Origin of the sequence: Pseudomonas sp. TUM22785 (assembly GCF_028198105.1) — a bacterium.
Classification (GTDB): domain Bacteria; phylum Pseudomonadota; class Gammaproteobacteria; order Pseudomonadales; family Pseudomonadaceae; genus Metapseudomonas; species Metapseudomonas solani.
Window position 1 is genome coordinate 2,768,339 of sequence record NZ_CP116239.1, and the last position, 18,268, is coordinate 2,786,606.

Consider the following 18,268-nt stretch of genomic DNA (forward strand, 5'->3'; position numbering starts at 1 on the left):
GGTTGGGACGGCGCCGTAGGTTGGCGCCGAGCGCAGCGAGGCCCAACGGGGCGGGGTTCGGCCGTGTCGTGTTGGGCTTCGTGCCTCAGCCCAACCTACGGGAATCCGTGCTTCCCGGTTGCACCGATTGGTGGACGAAACGGGCGTCGTCCACCCGACGCGTCGGTCGGCGCGGTGGTTTGGGTTGGGCACGGCGCCGTAGGTTGGCGCCGAGCGCAGCGAGGCCCAACGGAGCGGGGTTCGGCCGTGTCGTGTTGGGCTTCGTGCCTCAGCCCAACCTACGGGCATTCGTGCTCCCTGGTGGCACCGATTGGTGGACGAGAAGAGCGTCGTCCACCCTCCGTATCGTTCGGCGCAGTGGCTTGGGTGGGCCGCTTACCAGTGGAAGGAGACCGAGCCCAGCAGGCTGCGTTCTTCGCCCCAGTAGCAGCGCCCGGCGTTGTTGCAGCCGGCGACGTATTCCTTGTCGAGGAGGTTCTTGGCGTTCACCTCGGCGGACCAGTTGTCGTTGATGGTGTAGCCGACGGCGGCGTCCAGCAGGGTCACGTCGCCGGTGTCCAGGCGGCCGTAGAGCGAGGCGGCGGTGTAGGCGAAGGTGCTGTCGAAGTGGCGCACGCCACCGCCGATGCGCAGGCCCTTGAGGGCGCCGTCGAGGAAGCGGTAGCTGGCCCAGGCCGAGGCCTGGTTGCGCGGTACGCCGGTCATCTGGTGGTCTTCGAGCAGCGAGCCCTGGGCGTCCTTGGTGATGCGCGAGTCGGTGTAGGTGTAGGCGGCGGTGAGGTTGATGTTCTCGGTGACGTCGCTGTTGAGTTCCAGCTCCACGCCCTTGGCGCGGCTCTCGCCCACCTGGCGGTAGTCGTTGGCGGCGCTGTCGAAGATCACGTCATCGGTCTTGCGCAGGTCGTAGACGGAGGCGGTGAAGGAGGTGTTCCAGCCCTTGGGCTCGTACTTGATGCCGGCTTCGTACTGCTCGGCGGTGGTCGGGTCCAGGGGGCCGGAGCGGCTGGAGGTCTGCTGGGTCGGGGCGAAGGCCGTGGAGTAGCTGACGTAGGGCGAGAGGCCGTTGTCGAACTGGTACATCAGGCCGGCCTGCCAGGTGAAGTCGGTGTCCCAGTAGTCGAGGTCGGCGGCGGCGTTGGTGGTGCCGGGCTTGTTGCGGTACTGGCTGTTGACCCGGTCGAGGCGGCCACCGAGCAGCAGCACCCAGTTGTCGTAGCGGGTCTGCAGCTGGCTATAGGCGGCGTACATCGACTGGTCGAGCTGGGCGTTCTGGATGTGCACTGGGGTGGTCGGGGTGCTGGTCCAGACCGGGTTGAAGACGTTGATCAGGCCACCGGCGCCGGCATCCCAGTTCTGGTTGAACGAGGTGCGGTCGAGGCTGGCGCCGAGCAGCACCGTGTGGTCGAAATCGCCGCTGGCGAAGTGGCCTTCGAACTGGTTGTCCAGGGAGTAGGCGATGGATTTGTTGGTGCGGTCGTAGGCGGTGTAGGCGAGGGTGGTGCCGAAGCCGCCGGCGTTGAGGTTGCCGGGCCACATCTCGTGGCGGTCGATGCGCGACTGCATGTAGCGCGAGTTCTGGCGGAACTGCCAGGTGTCGTTGAGCTGGTGGGAGAACTCGTAGCCCAGGGTCCAGGTTTCGCGCTCGAACTTGTCCCAGTCGGGGTGGCCGAGCAGGGTGTCCTTGTCGATCTTGCCGTTGGGGTTGCGCAGCAGGGTGCCGGCGGCGGGGTAGCCCAGCTCCATTAGGGTGCGGTCGCGCTGGTAGGTCGACAGCAGCGTCAGCGAGGTGGCGTCGCTGAGGTTGAAGGTCATGGACGGGGCGATGTAGAGGCGATCATCCGGCTGGCCGTCGACCTGGCTGTCGGCGTTGCGGCCGAGCATCACCAGGCGGCCGAGGACGTTGTCGCCTTCGCTCAGCCGGCCGGAGACGTCGATGCCCAACTGGCGGCGGTTGTTGCTGCCGTAGGTGAGCTCGACCTCGCCGCGCGGGTTGGCGGTGGGGCGCTTGCTGACCATGTTGACCACGCCACCCGGGGCGTTCTCGCCGTAGAGGATCGAGGTCGGGCCGCGGAACACTTCGACGCGCTCCAGGCCGTAGGGCTCGCTGCTGGTGTCGTAGCGGTTGCCCTGCACGCGCAGGCCGTCGCGGAGCAGGCCGTAGCCCCAGTCGGTGGCGTTGAAGCCACGGACGAAGAACAGGTCGCCGGCCTGGCCGTCACCGGCGGCGAAGGGCGGCGCGAAGATGCCGGGCACGTAGCCGAGCACTTCGGTGAGGGTCTGCGACTTCTGGTCGTCCATGCGCTGGCGGGTGACCACGGACACCGAGCGTGGCGTGTCGGCCAGGGCGGTGGCGGTCTTGCCGGCGGTGGTGCTGACTTCGGCGCGGTAGCCAGGGTCGCTCTGGCCGAGGCCGCTGGCGAGGCCGCTGCCGACGATGGCGGTCGGCGCCAGTTGCATCGCGCCGTCCTGGGGGGCCGGCTGCAGGACGAAGCCGCCGTTGCCCTGGTCGACGGCCTGCAGGCCGCTGTTCTGCAGCAGTGTGGCGAGGCCCTGGGTGACGCTGAAGCGGCCGTGCAGGCCGGCGCTGGTCTTGCCGGCGGCCAGGCTGTTGTGGCCGGCGAGGTAGATGCCGGCCTGGCTGCTGAATTCGTTGAGCGAGGCGACCAGGGGGCCCGGGGCGATGTCGTACTGACGCTCGGCGACGCCCTGTTGCGCGGTTTCGGCCTGGGCCAGCGAGGCGGGCAGGGCCAGTTGCGCGGCGCCGAGCAGGGCGACCGGGATGGCGAGCGCGAGCGGCCGCAGGGCGAAACGGAGGGTCGGGTTGGCGAGCAAGTGCATGGTGTCCCCTGGAAATGTTCGGTGGCGGATGGCGTTGTTGTCTGGTTGAACCGAACGAGAAATGAAAAAGGGAACCGCTCGCTGAAAAATATTTGTGGCTATGTCTGGGTCAGGTGTTGCCAGGGGATTCGAGTCCAGCTGATTTCCGAGTTCTGCTGATGCTTCTGGTTTCGCCCTCCCGGGCGAGTCCCTTTTCCAATCGCTGGAACGCCAGCCCAGTGAAAAGGAACCAAAAAACTCGCCCCCGACATGCGGGTCTGGCTGGCGCCAGACTTCCCTCTCTCCATCGTCGCTTACTCGCTGCGCTCGCCCTTTGGGCCGCACTGAAGTGCGTTCGCTGCAAGCAGCGTCGGGGCCGGCGCGAAGGGCCATCCATGGCCAGTCGCGCCTCTCGTGGCATCCATGCCACTCGTCCCCCTGCGCAACGACTGCGTTCGGCCTTCTGAAAGGGGGCATTTGGCGCCTGCTCCAACATGGGTACTTAGCCCACCATTGATGTGCGCATCACCATCAGGTGCATACGGCTTTTCGTAGGGTGGGTCGGGCGGCGTTCCGCGAGCTCGGCGAAACCCACGCGGGTAAGCATCAGGCAGGCTCGACGCTGAGCCACCAGTCGGTGAGGCGTTGCACGCGGATGGGCAGGGCGGCGCTGAGCAGTTCCAGCGCCTGCTCGGTGTCGCCCAGGGGGAAGGCGCCCATCACCGGTAGCTGGGCGACCGCCGGGTGGCAGCCGAGGTGGCCGTGGCGGTAGCGGGCGAGGGCGGTGATCAGCTCGCCCAGGGGCATGTCGTCGGCCACCAGTACCTGGCGGGTCCAGGATTCGCCGGCCCGTTGCACCGGGGCCGGGGTGCCGAGGGACAGGCCGTCGAAGTCGACCCGCTGGCCGGCCTCGATGACGCTGAGCTGGCCGCTGTCGGCGGTGCGCACTTCCACCGCGCCCTGGTAGACGCTGAGGCGGGTGATGCCGTCGTCCTGGCGCACACCGAAGCGCGTGCCGAGGGCGCGCAGGCGGCCGTGCTGGTTTTCCAGCAGGAAGGGCCGCGTCGCATCCTTGGCGGTGTCGATCAGCACTTCGCCGAAGCGCAGCCGCAGCAGGCGCTGCTCGGTGTCGAAGGCGGCGTCCACGGCGCTCTGCGCGCGCAGCCACATATGGCTGCCGTCGGCCAGCAGGGTTTCGCGGGTTTCGCCGGTGCCGGTGACGAAGTCCGCCGACCAGCCGGCCACCAGGCGCGGCAGCGGCGTGGTGCGCCAGGTGCCCCAGCCGAGCAGCGAACCGGCGCCCACCACCAGCAGGGTCTTGAGGCCCTGGCGGCGGCTGATGCGGCGCGGGTCGTCACGGAGCATGCGGCTGGCCAGCTCGCGTTCGCCGCCGGTTTGCAGCGGGGCGAAGCGCTGGCCCACTCGCTCGACGTAGTGCCAGGCATCGCGGTGTTCGGGTTGCTGGTCGAGCCAGGCCTGCCACTGCGCCCGCAGCTGGGCGCTGGGGGCGTCGTCGTGGAGCAGCACGTACCAGTTGGCGGCCTGTTGCAGGCTGGCGTGGCTGAGGGTGCGTTCCGGGCTGGCCATGCCGCTCATTCCACCAGCAGGCCGTCGAGCTCTGCCTCCAGCACCGCGCAGTGGAGGAAGGCCTGGGCCAGGTACTTCTTCACCATGCGTTCGGAGACGCCGATCGCCAGGGCGATCTCGCGGTAGGGCATGTCGTCCAGTTGGGCCATGAGGAAGGCACGGCGCACCTTGTGCGGCAGGCGCAGGAGCATGGCGTCGACTTCGTGCAGGGTCTCGATGATCAGCGCCTGCTGCTCGGGGGAGGCTTGCAGCGGTTCCGGGCGGGCGGCCATGGCCTCGAGCCAGTCCTGCTCCAGCTGCCGGCGCCGCCAGTGGTCGATGCACAGGCCGCGGGCGATGGTGGCCAGGTAGGAGCGCTCGCCCGTGGCGCCGTCGAAGGTGCGGGGCCGCAGCAGCACGCGCAGGAAGGTGTCTTGCATCAGGTCGGCGGCATCGAAGCCGCTGCCCAGGCGACGGCGCAGAAAACCCAGCAGCCAGGCGGAATGGCTGAGGTAGAAATCGTGGAAGGGGGCGTTGGTCGACGGCATCGAGAGCGGGGTGTCCGGCGCGGGATGCGCTCGTTCGCGAATGAGAATTAGTGGCAACTATACGGGTCGGCTTTACGCCCCGCAATCCGTCTTCGTCGTTGCCCTTCTCTTCGGCTTCGCTACTCCATGGCCTGGCGTCGGGCCCTTGCGGGCCCCGCCTGGATGCCGCCGCTGGCGGTCAGCGCGACAGCCCACGCCGTTCCATGCCGCGTGCGGCGTTGCCCAGTTGCAGCGGCGAGCCGATGAAGCCGGGCAGCTCGCCCAGCTTGCGCTGCTTGCACATGGCATCCACGCAGGCGACCAGGAGCATCTCCTCGGCCACCTCGCGGATCAGGCAGCGGATGCGCCGCTGGCTGAAGGCCGCCTCGCCATCGAACTCGCGGCTCAGCTCCTGCACGCCGCCCTTGCTCAGGGTCAGCAGCCACTTGCCGTCGCTGCGTGGGGTGATGGCGACGGCGTGGTCGGGAAAGGCTTCGTAGATTTCCTTGATGGCGGTGAACATGGGCTGTGCCTCCATTGTTTTAGTCAGCGCAGCAGCCTGTTGCAGCCGCCGTGCCAACCGGGCACGGGCCGCCAGCCCAGCAGAATCAAGCCATTGGCTATAAGCGCAGCGCCGGCACCCGTGCAAAGTGCATGAGCGGCCCCTTCAGGCCTTGGCAATTTGCAAGGTGCGGGGAGGGCGTCAGTCGGCGTCGCGGGACGGGGCTTCCACCAGCTGCGGCTGCAGCAGCTCGGCGATGCGGTCGCGCACGCTTTGCTCGGGCTCGCGGTCGAGGGTGCGCCGCAGCAGTTGCAGGGCGTCCGCCGGCCATTGGTTGCGGCCCCAGGCGGCGAGGGTCTTGAGCGCCATGTGGCGGTTGCGCACCACCGGGCTGGCGAGGCCGGTGGCGACCAGGTCCCAGCCCTGCACGGGGAAGCGGCCGAGGTCCTGGAGGATGAAGTCCAGGGCGCTGTGCTGGCGGTACTCGGGGCCCAGGCCGAGGGCGTTGCTCGGGCCGCTGGCGATGTGTTCGAGGTCCAGCTGCTGGCGCGCCAGGTCGATGACCCGGGTGATGCGCTGCGGGTCGCTGGTCTGCATCAGCTGGTACCAGGCCGAGGAGCGCTGGCTGCGCTGGCGTTCGTACCAGGCGTCCCAGGGGTCGATGTCCAGGCGCTTGCCGGCGTGGGCGGCGAGCCAGAAGGCGCGTTCCTCTTCCTGCTCCAGGCCGGCGTGCACCAGCGCCGACCAGTGCGGGTCGTTGCGGATGGCCTCGGCGCGGCGGGCGATGTCGTCGCGGCTGGCCTGGGTCCAGCCGTGGCCGGCGAGGCCGTCCCAGTCCTGGTTGGGGTCGCGGACGAAATCGAGGATGCCTTCCACCGCGAGGAAGTGCCCCAGGTGGCGCGGCGGCCGCCGGGCCAGGTGGTCGAGCAGGTGCAGCACCGCTTCGGTGCCGTCGGCGTAGTCGTTGATGTCCCGCGCGGGGCCGCCGTTGATCAGCGCCTCGATCATTTCCACGGCGCCGTCGAGCAGGGCGTCGTCCACGTCCTGGCCGCTGAGGGCCGCCAGCAGGTTGCCGCCCACGGCGCAGGGGTAGGCGAGGTATTCCACCATCACCGAGTTCTGGTAGCCCTCGCGCAGCAGCCAGTCCTGCACGGCGGGCGAGGGGTTCTCGGCGAGGCGCTCCACCAGGTGGATGCGCCCCCAGCCCCGCACCTTGCGCGCCAGCGCCCACCAGGCGCGTTCGCGCTCCGGCGGCGCCAGGGTGTGGCCCAGGGCGATGGTGGCGAAGAGGGTGAATTCCTCGTGCTGGCCGAAGGTGAGGAACAGCTCGCGCTGGCTGCCGCTGTCGAGCACGCCGAGCAGGGCCAGGGCGAACTTCACCGCGCCACGGTCCGGGCTGCTGCGCGCCAGCCACAGGGCCAGGGCGTGGAGCCGTGCGCGGGGCAGGCCGGGGCGCTGCTGCAGGCGCTCGACGAGCTGGTCGATGAAGCCGAGCACGCTGCCGTCGGCCACCAGCTGGTAGAGGCGGGCCATGTGCCGGGTGGGGTCGTCGAGGGTGGCGAGCAGGGCGGCCATCACCTCGTTGGCGGTGTCCATGTCATCGGCCGAGGCATGGTGGCCGAGCACGCCGTCGAGGGCACCGGGTGCCCAGCGCAGTTCGCTGCCTTCACCGGGCGGCGCCTCGTCGGGCAGGGTGAGCTCGCTGTCCGGCAGGCCCTCGGGGCTGTCGGCATAGGCGGCGAGGAAGGCGTACAGGCTGGGGCGCTCGATGGCCCAGGGAATGGGGTAGCCCTGCGTCTGGCCCTTGTCGTCCCTGACGATGCGGAAGAAGGTGGCGATCCAGTTTTTCATCGTGTGTGACGGCGACTGCGAAAAGAGCACCTCTTACCGCAACCACCGGCTCGCGGCAATCACGGCGCGTCAGGAGCACGACGCAGTCGACGCGGTTCAGGCGGCGTTGCGTTCACGCACCTCGCCGAGCATGCGCTGCAGTTCGGCCACCAGCAGCGCCTGGCAGCGCAGCAGGCGCGGGGCGTCGTCGCCGGCCTGGCGCAGCGCGTTGCAGGCGCGCAGCAGCCCCGTTGCATCGACGGTGCAGGCGAGCCCGGAGAGGCGGTGCACGCATTGGCCGATAAGGTCCTGGCGCTCTGGAGACAGGGGCGTGGCCAGGCGCTGCAGCTCGTCTTCGAGGTTGCGTGCCAGCTCGCCGAGCAGGCGTTTGGCGAGTGTCGGGTCGAGGCCTTCCAGGTGGCCGAGGTCGAAGGCCGGGGCAGGGGGCTGTGCCTTGATGGCAGCCGGGTCGCCCCCGGCGAGGGCGGCTTCCAGGCGCGCCAGGGTCACGGGCTTGACCAGCAGTTCGTCCATGCCGGCCTCGCGGCAGCGTTCGGCCTCGCCGGCCAGGGCGCTGGCGCTGTAGCCGATGATCCGCTGGCGCGCGCGGCCGATCTCACGTTCACGCTCGCGCACGGCGCGGGTCAGTTGGTAGCCGTCCATGTCGGGCATGTTGCAGTCGGTGATCAGCAGGTCGAAGTCGTCTGCGGCCCAGGTGGCCAGGGCCCGGCGCGCGTCGGTCAGCACCTGGGCGCTGTGGCCGAGGCTGTGCAATTGCTGTTGCAGCACCAGGGCATTGATGGAGAGGTCGTCCACCACCAGCACCCGCAGCCGCGGGCTGTGCTCACCGGCTGGTCGGGACGCCGGGCGATGCTGCCCGGAGGGGGCGGGGCGCCAGTCAAGAGGCAGTTCGAGGGTGACGCGGCAGCCCTGGCCCGGTTCGCTGTCGAGGCCGATGCGACCGCCCATCAGTTGCACCAGCTGGCGGCAGATGTGCAGGCCGAGCCCCGAGCCGCCATGCAGCTGGGTGACTTCGGCGCAGCCCTGGCGGTAGGGCTCGAAGATCCGCGCCTGCACGCTGTGGGGAATGCCGATGCCGTCGTCCACCACATAAAGGGTGAGCAGGCTGCTGCCCGGGGTGGTGTCCCGCAGGTGCCCTTGCAGACGCACGCTGCCGGTGCCGGTGAACTTGATGGCGTTGGCCAGGAGGTTATGCAGCACCTGGCGCAGGCGCAGCGGGTCGACGCGGTACAGGCGGTGGGCCGGCAAGGGGCAGTCCAGTTGCAGCGCCAGGCCCTTTTCCCGGGCGCGGGCGGCGAACAGTTCCAGGCACTCCCGCAGCAGCGCGGCCAGTTCCACCGGGCGCGGCGCCAGTTGCATGCGGCCGTTCTCGATGCGGTCGAGGTCGAGGATGTCGCCCACCAGGTCGATCATCGCGTCGGCGGACTGGCGGGCGATGCGCAGGTTGCTCGACTCCGGGCGGGCGCGGCTTTCCAGCTCCAGCAGGCCCACCAGGGCGTTGAGCGGGGTGCGCAGCTCGTGGCTCATGGTGGCGAGGAAGCGGCCCTTGGCCGCGCTGGCGTCCAGGGCCTGGCGCTGGGCGTCGCGCAGGCGGGTTTCCAGCTCCTTGCGGTCGCTGATGTCGATCCAGCCGCCGAGCACGCCGAGCAACTTGCCCCGGGCGCTGTAGAAGGGCACCTGCCACTGGTATAGGTGGCGCGGCTCGCCGGCCTCCTCGGTGCAGCTGTCGAAGAAGCGTGGCTGGCGGCTTTCCAGCACCTCCAGCATGCCGCCTTCCAGGGCATCCGCCAGGGCGCGGCACATGCCCTGCTGGCGCGGCGTGGTGCCGTGCATTTCCTCCTGGGAGCTGGCGAAGAACTGCTCGTAGGCGCGGTTGCAGCTGCTCAGGCGGCCTTGCAGGTCACGCACGTAGAGCGGCGTGGGCTGGCCGTTGAGCAGGGAGAACTGGAAGGCCAGCTGGTCGCTGAGCTGGGCCTGGGCCGCCTGGCGCTGGCGCACCTGGCGTTGCAGGCGCCAGTTCCAAAGCAGCGAGAGGATGATCACCACCAGTACCAGCACCAGCAGGTGGCCGAGGTTCTCCGGCATCTCGTGGCGCAGGGGCGGTGAGGGCTCGGGGGTGTCCAGGGGCCAGGTGACCGAGTAGGCCCAGGCGTTGGACAGGGCGGTGAGGCACAGGCCGAGCAGGGCCAGGGCGCGCAGGGTGAGCGTGGGCATGTCGTGTTCCTCAGGCCAGGCCGTTTTCCTGGATGTAGAGGAACAGCGCGGCGTTGGTGTCCAGGCCGAGCTTGCGCATGGCGCTGGTCTTCTGCGCGCTGATGGTCTGCTTGCTGCGGCACAGGCGCTGGGCGATTTCGCCGATGGCCAGGCCGCTGCCGTACAGGCGCAGCACTTCCGCCTCGCGGGGGGAGAGTTCGTCGAAGCGCGCCAGGGGCTTGCCGTGGGCGGCTTCGCCTATCTGCAACAGGCGGCGCAGGGAGGCGGAAACGAAGGGACGCGTGGCGCTGGCGGCCAGGGCGCGGGGCAGATCGGCGAGCAGCCCGCGCTTGCTCACCAGGCCCTGGATGCCGAGCTTGAGCAGGGAGGCGGCGAGGGCCGGGTTGTCGAGCATGGTGACGACGATGATCGCCAGCTGCGGGTAGCGCCGGCGCAGTTGCTCGATCAGGCGCAGGCCGTCCGCCTGGTGGCTGTCCGGCATCATCAGGTCGGTGACCAGCAGCTCGCAGGGGTGGCTGGCGAGCTGGTCCAGCAGGCCGTCGGCGCTGTGGGCTTCGCCGACGATCTGCAACGAGCTTTCGCGGCTCAGCAGGGCGCGCAGGCCGATCAGGGTGATGGGGTGGTCGTCGACTATCAGGGTACGTCTGTGCATCTGCTACCGGGGCTCGCTGGGTGGGGGCGGCGCACATGGTAGGGATGGCGGGGGCGCAGGAAACGGACCCCGGCTGCAGTTGGGTAGGAATCGGAGCAATCCGACATTTGTCGTCGGGCGCTTCCCACCGGGGTGCTGAAGTCTTACGGAAAAGTGATGGGCGTCGGGAATGGGACGACGCCCTTCAGGGGTGGCAGTGCTTACTGGACCTGCTGCTGGGGCGGCTGGATGGCGTTGTCCAGCGCCGCGATCATCGAGCCCACCAGCCCCGGCTGCTGCTGTTCGGCGTTCTGCAGGATGGGCGCCAGGCCGGCGATGCGCTCGGCGGCGGGGCCGCTGCCCCGGTTGGCGGCCACGGCGAACCAGGTGTAGGACTCCAGCTCCGGCTGGGTCGAGGGGTATTCGCCGCTGAGCAGCTTCTCGGCGTAGAGGACCATGGCGTCGAGATCGCCGGAGAGGGCGGCGAGCTTGGTGGCTTCGGCGGCGGCTTCGTTTTCGGCTGGCTCGGCGTTCAGGGCGATGGCGGTGGCGTCGCGCTCGGCCGGTGCGGCGATGCTCGACGCCAGGCACGGCAGCGGCTCGTGGGCCTGGACCACCGAGGCTTCGATGGGCTGGCCTTCCTGCTGGCGCAGGGCGAGCTGGTAGAGCGGGCCGGAGATGCTGTCACCGGCGTCGCTGGCCACCTTGAGCAGGGCCAGGCCGCGCTCGGGGTTGTTGAGGAAGGGCTCGCAGGTGTTGAGGTAGAGCAGGCTGACTTCACGCAGGGCACGGTCGCTGCTGCGGGCGGCCTTCTCCATCAGGCGCGTGCCGTATTCCACGTCCTGCTGCACGCCGGTGCCGCGCAGGTAGTTCCAGGCCAGCACGCGGCTGGCCTCGGCGCTGCCCAGGGCATCGGCCTGGCTGAGGTGGTCGAGGGCCGCGGCCTGGTCGGTGGGCACGCCTTCACCGCTGAGGTAGTGACGGGCCAGCTCGTAGTGGGCGCGGGCGTTGCCGGCGTCGGCGGCTTCCTGCAGGTGCGCCAGCATGGTTTCGGTGTCGCCGATCTGCTCGGCGACCATGGCCTGGGCCAGCGCTTCCTGGGCCGGCTCCGGGCGCGGCTCGATATTGCGCGTGCTGCCTTGCACCTCGTCCGGGGCCTCGGCGACCCACACCAGCGGCGCTTCGTAGCTGGGCACGCCATAGACCGGGTCTTCCGGCGGCAGGGGGTGATTACCCGACATGACGGCGGGCTTGGATTTGAGCGGCTGGAAGCCGGAGCTGCAGCCGGCGGCGAACACGGCGGCGAGCAGAAGCAGGGTAAAACGCATCTTCATGGGAACGTTCGGAGCCTTGAAACCATTGCGGGAGACGGGTCGGAGGCTGCATAGCATTCCAGAGTGCGGCGCCCGATCCAAGCTGCAGAGCGGAATTGAGGGTGCCGTACGTCAGGCTGGCGAGGCGGGGTGGGGGATTTGCGTCTGCGTGGGCCATTGGTGGGCTGAAGCCCACCCTACGGCAGGTTGGGGCATTGAGGTTCGGTCTCGCTGCGCGCGCCCTTGTGGGAGCGGCTTCAGCCGCGAAAGACCTGCCGCCGGCACTGGGCGGTGAGTGGGCGGGTGCTCCATCGCGAATGAATTCGCTCCCACCGGAGCGGGCACGACGGTGCCTGGTGGGGCGCGATGGTGGGTTTCGCTGCGCTCTACGCCACCCTACGGGGTTGGGATGGGCGGGTTGCCCGGCGTTAGCTGCCGAGCATGCCCGCGCGGGTGGAGGGGTTGAGCATGGCCCGCAGGCGCGGGTCTTCGGTGTTGAGGGAGACCAGGTCGACGCCGCGTTTGCGCAGCTCTTCTTCCTGCTGGATGGCGGTGAGTTCGGTCATGCGCTGGGCGATCTGCTTCTCGATCTGCTCCTGCTGCTCCGGCGGCATGGCGTCGATGTCTTCTTCGGTCAGGCCCAGTTCCTTGAGGATCTTGTCGCGCATCTTCTCGCCGGCGGACTTGTTCATGTAGTCATGGAATTCCTGGGCGGCGGCGCTTTGGGTGGGCGTGCCCACGCTGGCGGCGGCGCTTTCGGCATCGGCGTAGACGTCGTTGGTGAGCGTGTCGGCGCCGCTGGCCGAGGTGCTGCCATCCAGGCTGCCGCTCTGCATGCTCACGCGTATGCGGGCGAAGGCTTCGTCGTAGGCGGCGTCGCGCTGGGCGGCGGCCTGGTCGACCTTGGGCGTGGGCTTGGCCTGGTTCGGCTGCGGGGTGGCGGTCGGTTCTGTGGTTTGCGGGGGGACCGGGCGACCGTCGCCATAACGCACGAGTTTGAGCGTGTGCGTCATGTCCTGCAGTTTGGAGCGATCGAGGCCGGAGAGGCCGGTGCCGAAGAGGCTCATGCTGAATCCATCCCTAGGAAGTCCTTGTGGGCGGCTGTGCAGCAAGGCCTGTGCCAAGGGCTGGAACGCCCGTTCCAGAGCCTTCTGCCGTCGGCGTCGTGGTCGCCGGGCGGCAAGGAATTGCCGCTCGCGCCCCTCTCTTTGCCGCCCCCTTGCCGCAACCTTGTAGACTGCCGCCCGATTCGCAACCGGAGCGGGAGAGGGAATGGAAGGCTTATCGCCACTGGCGGCCTATCGGCACGCGGTGGATGACCTGGGGTTCGCGCCCGACGCCGCGCAGCTGCACGCGGCCACCTTGCTGGAGGCCTGCCAGCGGGCCCTGCACCAGGGCGAGGACGGCATCGCCGGCGTCTATCTATGGGGCCCGGTGGGGCGCGGCAAGACCTGGCTGCTGGACCGTTTCCACCAGAGCCTGCAGGTGCCCGCCCGGCGTCTGCACTTTCACCACTTCATGCGTTGGGTGCACCAGCGCCTGTTCGCCCTGACCGGCACCGCCGACCCGCTGCGCGCCCTGGCCCGCGAGCTGGCGGGGGAGGTGCGGGTGCTGTGCTTCGACGAGCTGTTCGTCAGCGACATCGGCGACGCCATCATCCTCGGCGGCCTGCTGCAGGTGATGTTCGAGGAAGGCGTGGTGCTGGTGGCCACCTCCAACCAGCCGCCGACCCAGCTCTACGCCGACGGCTTCAACCGCCAGCGCTTCGTCCCGGCCATCGAGGCCATCGAGCGGCACATGCAGGTGGTCGGGGTGGATGGCGGCCAGGACCACCGCCTGCACCCCGGCAAGGCGCAGCAGCGCTACTGGGTGAGCGAGCCGGGCCAGCCGAGCGTGCTGGCGGGGCTGTTCGCCGAACTCGAGGACGCTGCCGCGAGCCATGCCGCGCCGCTGCACCTGGGCCACCGCGACATCCCCGTGCACCGCCAGGGCCCGCAGGTGCTCTGGTGCGATTACGCCGCCCTGTGCGAGTCGCCCCTGGCGGCGCTGGATTTCATCGCCCTGTGCGACCGCTTCAGCACCATCCTCCTTGGCGCGGTGCCGCGCCTGGGGGCGGCACGCCGCGAGGGGCGTATCGCCCGGGGCACCGAGGACGCCGCCGAGCGCGTGGTGGCCGGTGACCGCCAGTTGCCGCAGCTGTCGCCCCTGGACGACGGCGTGCGCCGCTTCATCGCCCTGGTGGATGAGTGCTACGACCGCCGCGTGCCCCTCTATATCGAGGCCGAGGTGCCGCTGGAGCAGCTCTATACCGAAGGCTGGCTGGAGTTCCCCTTCCGCCGCACCCTCAGCCGCCTGCGCGAGATGCAGCTGGCGCGCTTCGGCCAGGGCTGAGCCCGCGCCTGCGATGGGCGGCCCTTGAGGGGCTGCCCGGCCGGCCGCATATTGGCCGGCATGAAGCCGACTTCCCCCACCGTCGCCAGCGCCCTGGCCGACTTCCACCCGGCCGTGCGGGCCTGGTTCGCCGGGCGTTTCGCCGCGCCCACCCCGGCCCAGGCCCAAGCCTGGCCGGCCATCCGCGCCGGGCGCTCGACCCTGGTGGCCGCGCCCACCGGTTCCGGCAAGACCCTCACGGCCTTTCTCGCCGCCATCGACGAACTGGTGGAGCAGGGCCTGGCCGAGGGCGGGTTGCCGGATGCCTGCTTCGTGGTCTATGTGTCGCCGCTCAAGGCGCTGTCCAACGACATCCGCATCAACCTCGACGAGCCCCTGGCCGGCATCCGCGAGGAATTGCAGCGCCAGGGCCTGGGCGACGTGGAGATCCGCACGGCGGTGCGCACCGGCGATACGCCCCAGGGCGAGCGCCAGGCCATGCGCAAGCGCGCGCCGCACATCCTGGTGACCACGCCCGAGTCCCTCTATGTACTGCTCGGTTCCGCCTCCGGGCGGGCCATGCTCGCCAGCTGCCGCAGCCTGATCGTCGACGAGATCCACGCCATCGCCGGGAGCAAGCGCGGCAGCCACCTGGCGCTGAGCCTGGAGCGCCTGGAAAGCCTCTGTGGCCGGCCGTTGCAGCGCATCGGCTTATCCGCCACGCAAAAGCCCATCGAGGCGGTGGCGCGTTTCCTCGGCGGCAACCCTGCCAGTGGCGAGGCCCCGGCGCCGTCCCGCGATTGCCTGATCGTCGACGTTGGCTACAGCCGCGAGCGCGACCTGGCCATCGAGGTGCCGCCCCTGCCGCTGGAGGCAGTGATGAGCAACGACGCCTGGGAAACGGTCTACGACCGCCTGGCGCTGCTGGTGGCCGAGCACCGCACCACGCTGGTGTTCGTCAACACCCGGCGCCTGGCCGAGCGTGCCGCGCGGCACCTCTCCGAACGCCTGGGCAATACCGCCGTCGCCGCCCACCACGGCAGCCTGGCCCGCGAGCTGCGCCTGGACGCCGAGCAGCGCCTGAAGCGCGGCGAACTGCGGGTGCTGGTGGCCACCGCTTCCCTGGAACTGGGCATCGATATCGGCGATGTCGAGCTGGTCTGCCAGCTGGGGTCGCCGCGCAGCATCGCCGCCTTCCTGCAGCGTGTCGGGCGTTCCGGCCACAGCGTCGGTGGCACGCCCAAGGGGCGCCTGTTCCCGCAGTCGCGGGACGACCTGATCGAATGCGCGGCGTTGCTCGATTGCGTGCGCCGGGGCGAGCTGGACAGCCTGGTGATCCCCCGGCAGCCGCTGGATGTGCTGGCCCAGCAGATCGTCGCCGAGGTGGCCAGCCAGGAGTGGGACGAGGATGCGCTGTTCGCCCTGATGACCCGCGCCGCGCCCTATGCGCAACTGAGCCGGGCCCGCTACGAGGCGGTGCTGGCTATGCTCGCCGAGGGCTACAACGGCCGCGCCGGCGTGCGCGCGGCCTACCTGCACCGTGATGCGGTCAACCGCCGCCTGCGGGGGCGGCGCTCGGCGCGGCTGGTGGCGCTGACCTCCGGCGGCACCATCCCCGATGCCGGCGACTACAACGTGCTGCTGGAGCCCCAGGGCATGCAGGTGGGCACGGTGCACGAGGACTTCGCCGTGGAGAGCATCGCCGGCGATGTGTTCCAGCTGGGCAACCAGTCCTACCGCATCCTGCGCATCGAGGCCGGGCGGGTGCGGGTGGAGGACGCCGCCGGGCAGCCGCCGAGCATCCCCTTCTGGCTGGGCGAGGCGCCGGGGCGCAGCGACGAGCTGTCCGCCGGGGTCGCGCGCCTGCGCGGCGAGATCGAGCAGAAGCTGGTGGCGAGTGACGGCGAGCTGCAGCCGGTCATCGACTGGCTGGTGGCCGAGCGTGGCCTGAGCCCGGCGGCGGCCCGGCAGATGGTGGAATACCTGGCCCGCGCCCGTGCCGCCCTGGGCCGTTTGCCGACCCGCGATTGCCTGGTGATGGAGCGCTTCTTCGACGAATCCGGCGGCATGCAGTTGGTCATCCATTCGCCCCTCGGCAGCCGGGTCAACCGCGCCTGGGGGCTGGCGCTGCGCAAGCGCTTCTGCCGCAGCTTCAACTTCGAGCTGCAGGCCGCCGCCACCGAAGACGCCCTGGTGCTGTCGCTGTCCACCAGCCACAGCTTCCCGCTGGACGAGGTGTGGCGCTACCTGCACTCCAACAGCGCCGAGCACCTGCTGATCCAGGCGCTGCTGGACGCGCCGCTGTTCGGCGTGCGCTGGCGCTGGAACGCCACCTGCGCCCTGGGCCTGCCCCGTGCCTCCGGGGGCCGCAAGGTGGCGCCGCAGCTGCAGCGCATGCGCAGCGAAGACCTGCTGGCCAGCGTCTTCCCCGACCAGGTGGCCTGCCAGGAGAACCTGGTGGGCGAGCGCGAGGTGCCCGACCACCCGCTGGTGGCGCAGACCCTCGACGACTGCCTGCACGAGGCCATGGACGCCGAAGCCTGGCTGGCCCTGCTGCGGCGCATGGAAAGCGGCGCCGTCGAGCTGGTGGCCCGCGACCTGCCGGCGCCCTCGGCGCTGGCGGCGGAAATCCTCGGCGCGCGGCCTTACGCCTTTCTCGACGACGCGCCGCTGGAAGAGCGCCGTACCCAGGCGGTACAGAACCGCCGCTGGAGCGACCCGGAATCCGCCGACGACCTCGGCGCCCTGGATGCCGAGGCCATCGTCGCCGTCGCCGAGGAAGCCTGGCCCCGGGTGCGCGATGCCGACGAGATGCACGAGGCGCTGCTGGCGCTGGGTTGTGTCACTCCTGAGGAAGTCGCGGCCAACGACAGTTGGGCGGGCTGGCTGGCGCAACTGGCCAAGGCCCGTCGAGCCGCTTGCCTGCACCTGGAAGATCGCCCGGCGTTCTGGCTCGCCGCCGAGCGCCTGCCACAGCTATTGGCCCTGCACCCGCTGGGCTCGTTGAAGCCCGCCATCGTCGCCCCGGCGGGCCATGACCGGCCCTGGGAGGCCGAGGCCGCACTGGTGGAGTTGGTGCGCTCGCGCCTGGGCGGGTTCGGCCCGCTGACCCTGGCACGCCTGGCTACCGACTTGCGCCAGGCACCGGGTGATATCGCCTTCGCCCTGGCCGCGCTGGAGCGCGAAGGGCATGTGCTGCGTGGCCGCTTCAGCCCGGGTGTGGCGGCGGACGAGTGGTGCGAGCGGCACCTGCTGGCGCGCATCCATCGCTACACGGTCAAGCGCCTGCGGCGGGAGATCGAACCGGTGGAGCCGGCCGATTTCATGCGCTTTCTTTGCGATTGGCAGCACCTCTCGGTGGGCACCCGTCTGCGCGGGGCCGAAGCCCTGGGCGGGGTGCTGGGTTTGCTGGAGGGCTACCAGGCCGCTGCGGCGGCCTGGGAGGCCGAGCTGCTGCCGACGCGGGTGGCGGACTACGGCATCAACTGGCTGGACGACCTGTGCCGCTCCGGGCGCATCGCCTGGAGCCGCCTGGCCGCCCCGGCGCGTGCTTCCAGCGGGCCCTTGCGCAGCACGCCGATCCTGCTGCTGCCACGCAAGAGCCAGGGCACCTGGCGGGCCTGTGCCGGCGCCGGGCCGGTGGCCGAGCCGTCGCCCCGCGCGGCCTGTGTGCGTGAGGTGCTGGCCGGGCAGGGTGCGTTGTTCTTCGATGAATTGCTGGACGAGACCCGCCTGTTGCGCAGCGAGTTGGAGGATTGCCTCGGCGAGCTGGTGGCCCTGGGGCTGGCCAGTGCCGACAGCTTCGCCGGCCTGCGCTCGCTGCTGCTGCCCGCCGCACGGCGCAGCCGCAACGACCGCCGCGCGCGCCTGGCGCTGGCGAACATGCAGGACGCCGGGCGCTGGTCGCTACTGCGGGGCCGGGGCGAGGAGGGGGGCGCACCGCCCGCCGAGGCCCTGGAGCATGTCGCCCGCACCTTGCTGCGCCGCTACGGCGTGGTCTGCTGGCGCCTGCTGGAGCGGGAGGCGGACTGGCTGCCCAGCTGGCGCGAGCTGCTGCGCGTCTATCACCGCCTGGAGGCGCGGGGAGAGGTGCGCGGCGGGCGATTCGTCGCCGGTGTGGCGGGCGAGCAGTTCGCCCTGCCCGATGCGGTCGGCCTGCTGCGCGAGGTGCGCAAGCGGCCGCTGACGGGCGAGCTGGTGGGGTTCTCCGCCTGCGACCCGCTCAACCTGCTGGGCACGCTGCTGCCGGGCGCCAAGGTGCCCGCCGTGGTGGGCAACCGCCTGCTGCTGCGCGACGGCGTGCCGGTGGCGACCCTGGTGGCCGGCAAGGTCAACCTGTTGCAGGCGGCCGATGGCTTCAGCGCCGCCGAGTGGCAGGCCGCGCTCATCCGCCAACCCACCGCCAGCGCCCTCCAGGGCCATGGCGCCAGGCGCATGACGCTACTGCCTTAAAACCGTCGGGTTGCACCTGGCCTGC

The 18,268-nt window shown here is 70.3% G+C and carries 11 protein-coding genes; 2 read left to right on the forward strand and 9 right to left on the reverse strand.

The annotated features are described in order from the left end of the window. Positions 1-375: 375 nt before the first annotated feature. The 9 genes from PI990_RS12815 to PI990_RS12855 form a co-directional block, all read right to left on the reverse strand. Entirely contained in the window at positions 376-2,838 is a 2,463-nt protein-coding gene (locus PI990_RS12815) for a TonB-dependent siderophore receptor (protein ID WP_271660830.1), read from the reverse strand. A gap of 585 nt (positions 2,839-3,423) precedes the next feature. After that, entirely contained in the window at positions 3,424-4,404 is a 981-nt protein-coding gene (locus tag PI990_RS12820; protein WP_271660831.1) for a FecR domain-containing protein, read from the reverse strand. A 5-nt stretch (positions 4,405-4,409) separates the two neighbouring features. Then, entirely contained in the window at positions 4,410-4,931 is a 522-nt protein-coding gene (locus PI990_RS12825) for a sigma-70 family RNA polymerase sigma factor (protein WP_021220946.1), read from the reverse strand. Positions 4,932-5,109: 178 nt separating this feature from the next. Next, a complete protein-coding gene (locus PI990_RS12830) occupies positions 5,110-5,433 on the reverse strand; it encodes a hypothetical protein (RefSeq protein ID WP_043245918.1) in 324 nt (107 codons plus the stop codon). Positions 5,434-5,613: 180 nt separating this feature from the next. Next, positions 5,614-7,263: a hypothetical protein gene (locus PI990_RS12835; protein ID WP_271660832.1), complete on the reverse strand. Its 1,650-nt coding sequence runs from the start codon at positions 7,261-7,263 to the stop codon at positions 5,614-5,616. A 96-nt stretch (positions 7,264-7,359) separates the two neighbouring features. Continuing rightward, complete coding sequence (locus PI990_RS12840; RefSeq protein WP_271660833.1) at positions 7,360-9,477, reverse strand: ATP-binding protein; 2,118 nt, start codon at positions 9,475-9,477, stop codon at positions 7,360-7,362. A 10-nt stretch (positions 9,478-9,487) separates the two neighbouring features. Beyond that, positions 9,488-10,129 carry a response regulator gene (locus PI990_RS12845; protein WP_021220942.1) on the reverse strand — a complete coding sequence of 214 codons (642 nt, stop codon included), beginning with the start codon at positions 10,127-10,129 and terminating at the stop codon, positions 9,488-9,490. Between the two features lie 200 nt (positions 10,130-10,329). After that, the gene (locus PI990_RS12850; protein WP_271660834.1) at positions 10,330-11,442 is read right to left on the reverse strand and encodes a tetratricopeptide repeat protein; all 1,113 of its coding nucleotides are present in this window, start codon (positions 11,440-11,442) and stop codon (positions 10,330-10,332) included. Between the two features lie 407 nt (positions 11,443-11,849). Beyond that, positions 11,850-12,488, reverse strand: coding sequence for a hypothetical protein (locus PI990_RS12855; protein ID WP_271660835.1), 639 nt, complete (start codon positions 12,486-12,488; stop codon positions 11,850-11,852). Between the two features lie 205 nt (positions 12,489-12,693). On the opposite strand from PI990_RS12855, the gene zapE reads away from it, so the two are divergent. Then, positions 12,694-13,812: a cell division protein ZapE gene (gene zapE / locus PI990_RS12860; RefSeq protein WP_271660836.1), complete on the forward strand. Its 1,119-nt coding sequence runs from the start codon at positions 12,694-12,696 to the stop codon at positions 13,810-13,812. A 60-nt stretch (positions 13,813-13,872) separates the two neighbouring features. Then, complete coding sequence (locus PI990_RS12865) at positions 13,873-18,243, forward strand: DEAD/DEAH box helicase (RefSeq protein ID WP_271660837.1); 4,371 nt, start codon at positions 13,873-13,875, stop codon at positions 18,241-18,243. Positions 18,244-18,268 lie beyond the last annotated feature (25 nt).

Coding starts and splice junctions, on each gene's coding strand:
- PI990_RS12815 (WP_271660830.1), bottom strand. CDS start 2,838: ATGCACTTGCTCGCCAACCCGACCCTCCGTTTCGCCCTGCGGCCGCTC.
- PI990_RS12820 (WP_271660831.1), bottom strand. CDS start 4,404: ATGGCCAGCCCGGAACGCACCCTCAGCCACGCCAGCCTGCAACAGGCC.
- PI990_RS12825 (WP_021220946.1), bottom strand. CDS start 4,931: ATGCCGTCGACCAACGCCCCCTTCCACGATTTCTACCTCAGCCATTCC.
- PI990_RS12830 (WP_043245918.1), bottom strand. CDS start 5,433: ATGTTCACCGCCATCAAGGAAATCTACGAAGCCTTTCCCGACCACGCC.
- PI990_RS12835 (WP_271660832.1), bottom strand. CDS start 7,263: ATGAAAAACTGGATCGCCACCTTCTTCCGCATCGTCAGGGACGACAAG.
- PI990_RS12840 (WP_271660833.1), bottom strand. CDS start 9,477: ATGCCCACGCTCACCCTGCGCGCCCTGGCCCTGCTCGGCCTGTGCCTC.
- PI990_RS12845 (WP_021220942.1), bottom strand. CDS start 10,129: ATGCACAGACGTACCCTGATAGTCGACGACCACCCCATCACCCTGATC.
- PI990_RS12850 (WP_271660834.1), bottom strand. CDS start 11,442: ATGAAGATGCGTTTTACCCTGCTTCTGCTCGCCGCCGTGTTCGCCGCC.
- PI990_RS12855 (WP_271660835.1), bottom strand. CDS start 12,488: ATGAGCCTCTTCGGCACCGGCCTCTCCGGCCTCGATCGCTCCAAACTG.
- zapE (WP_271660836.1), top strand. CDS start 12,694: ATGGAAGGCTTATCGCCACTGGCGGCCTATCGGCACGCGGTGGATGAC.
- PI990_RS12865 (WP_271660837.1), top strand. CDS start 13,873: ATGAAGCCGACTTCCCCCACCGTCGCCAGCGCCCTGGCCGACTTCCAC.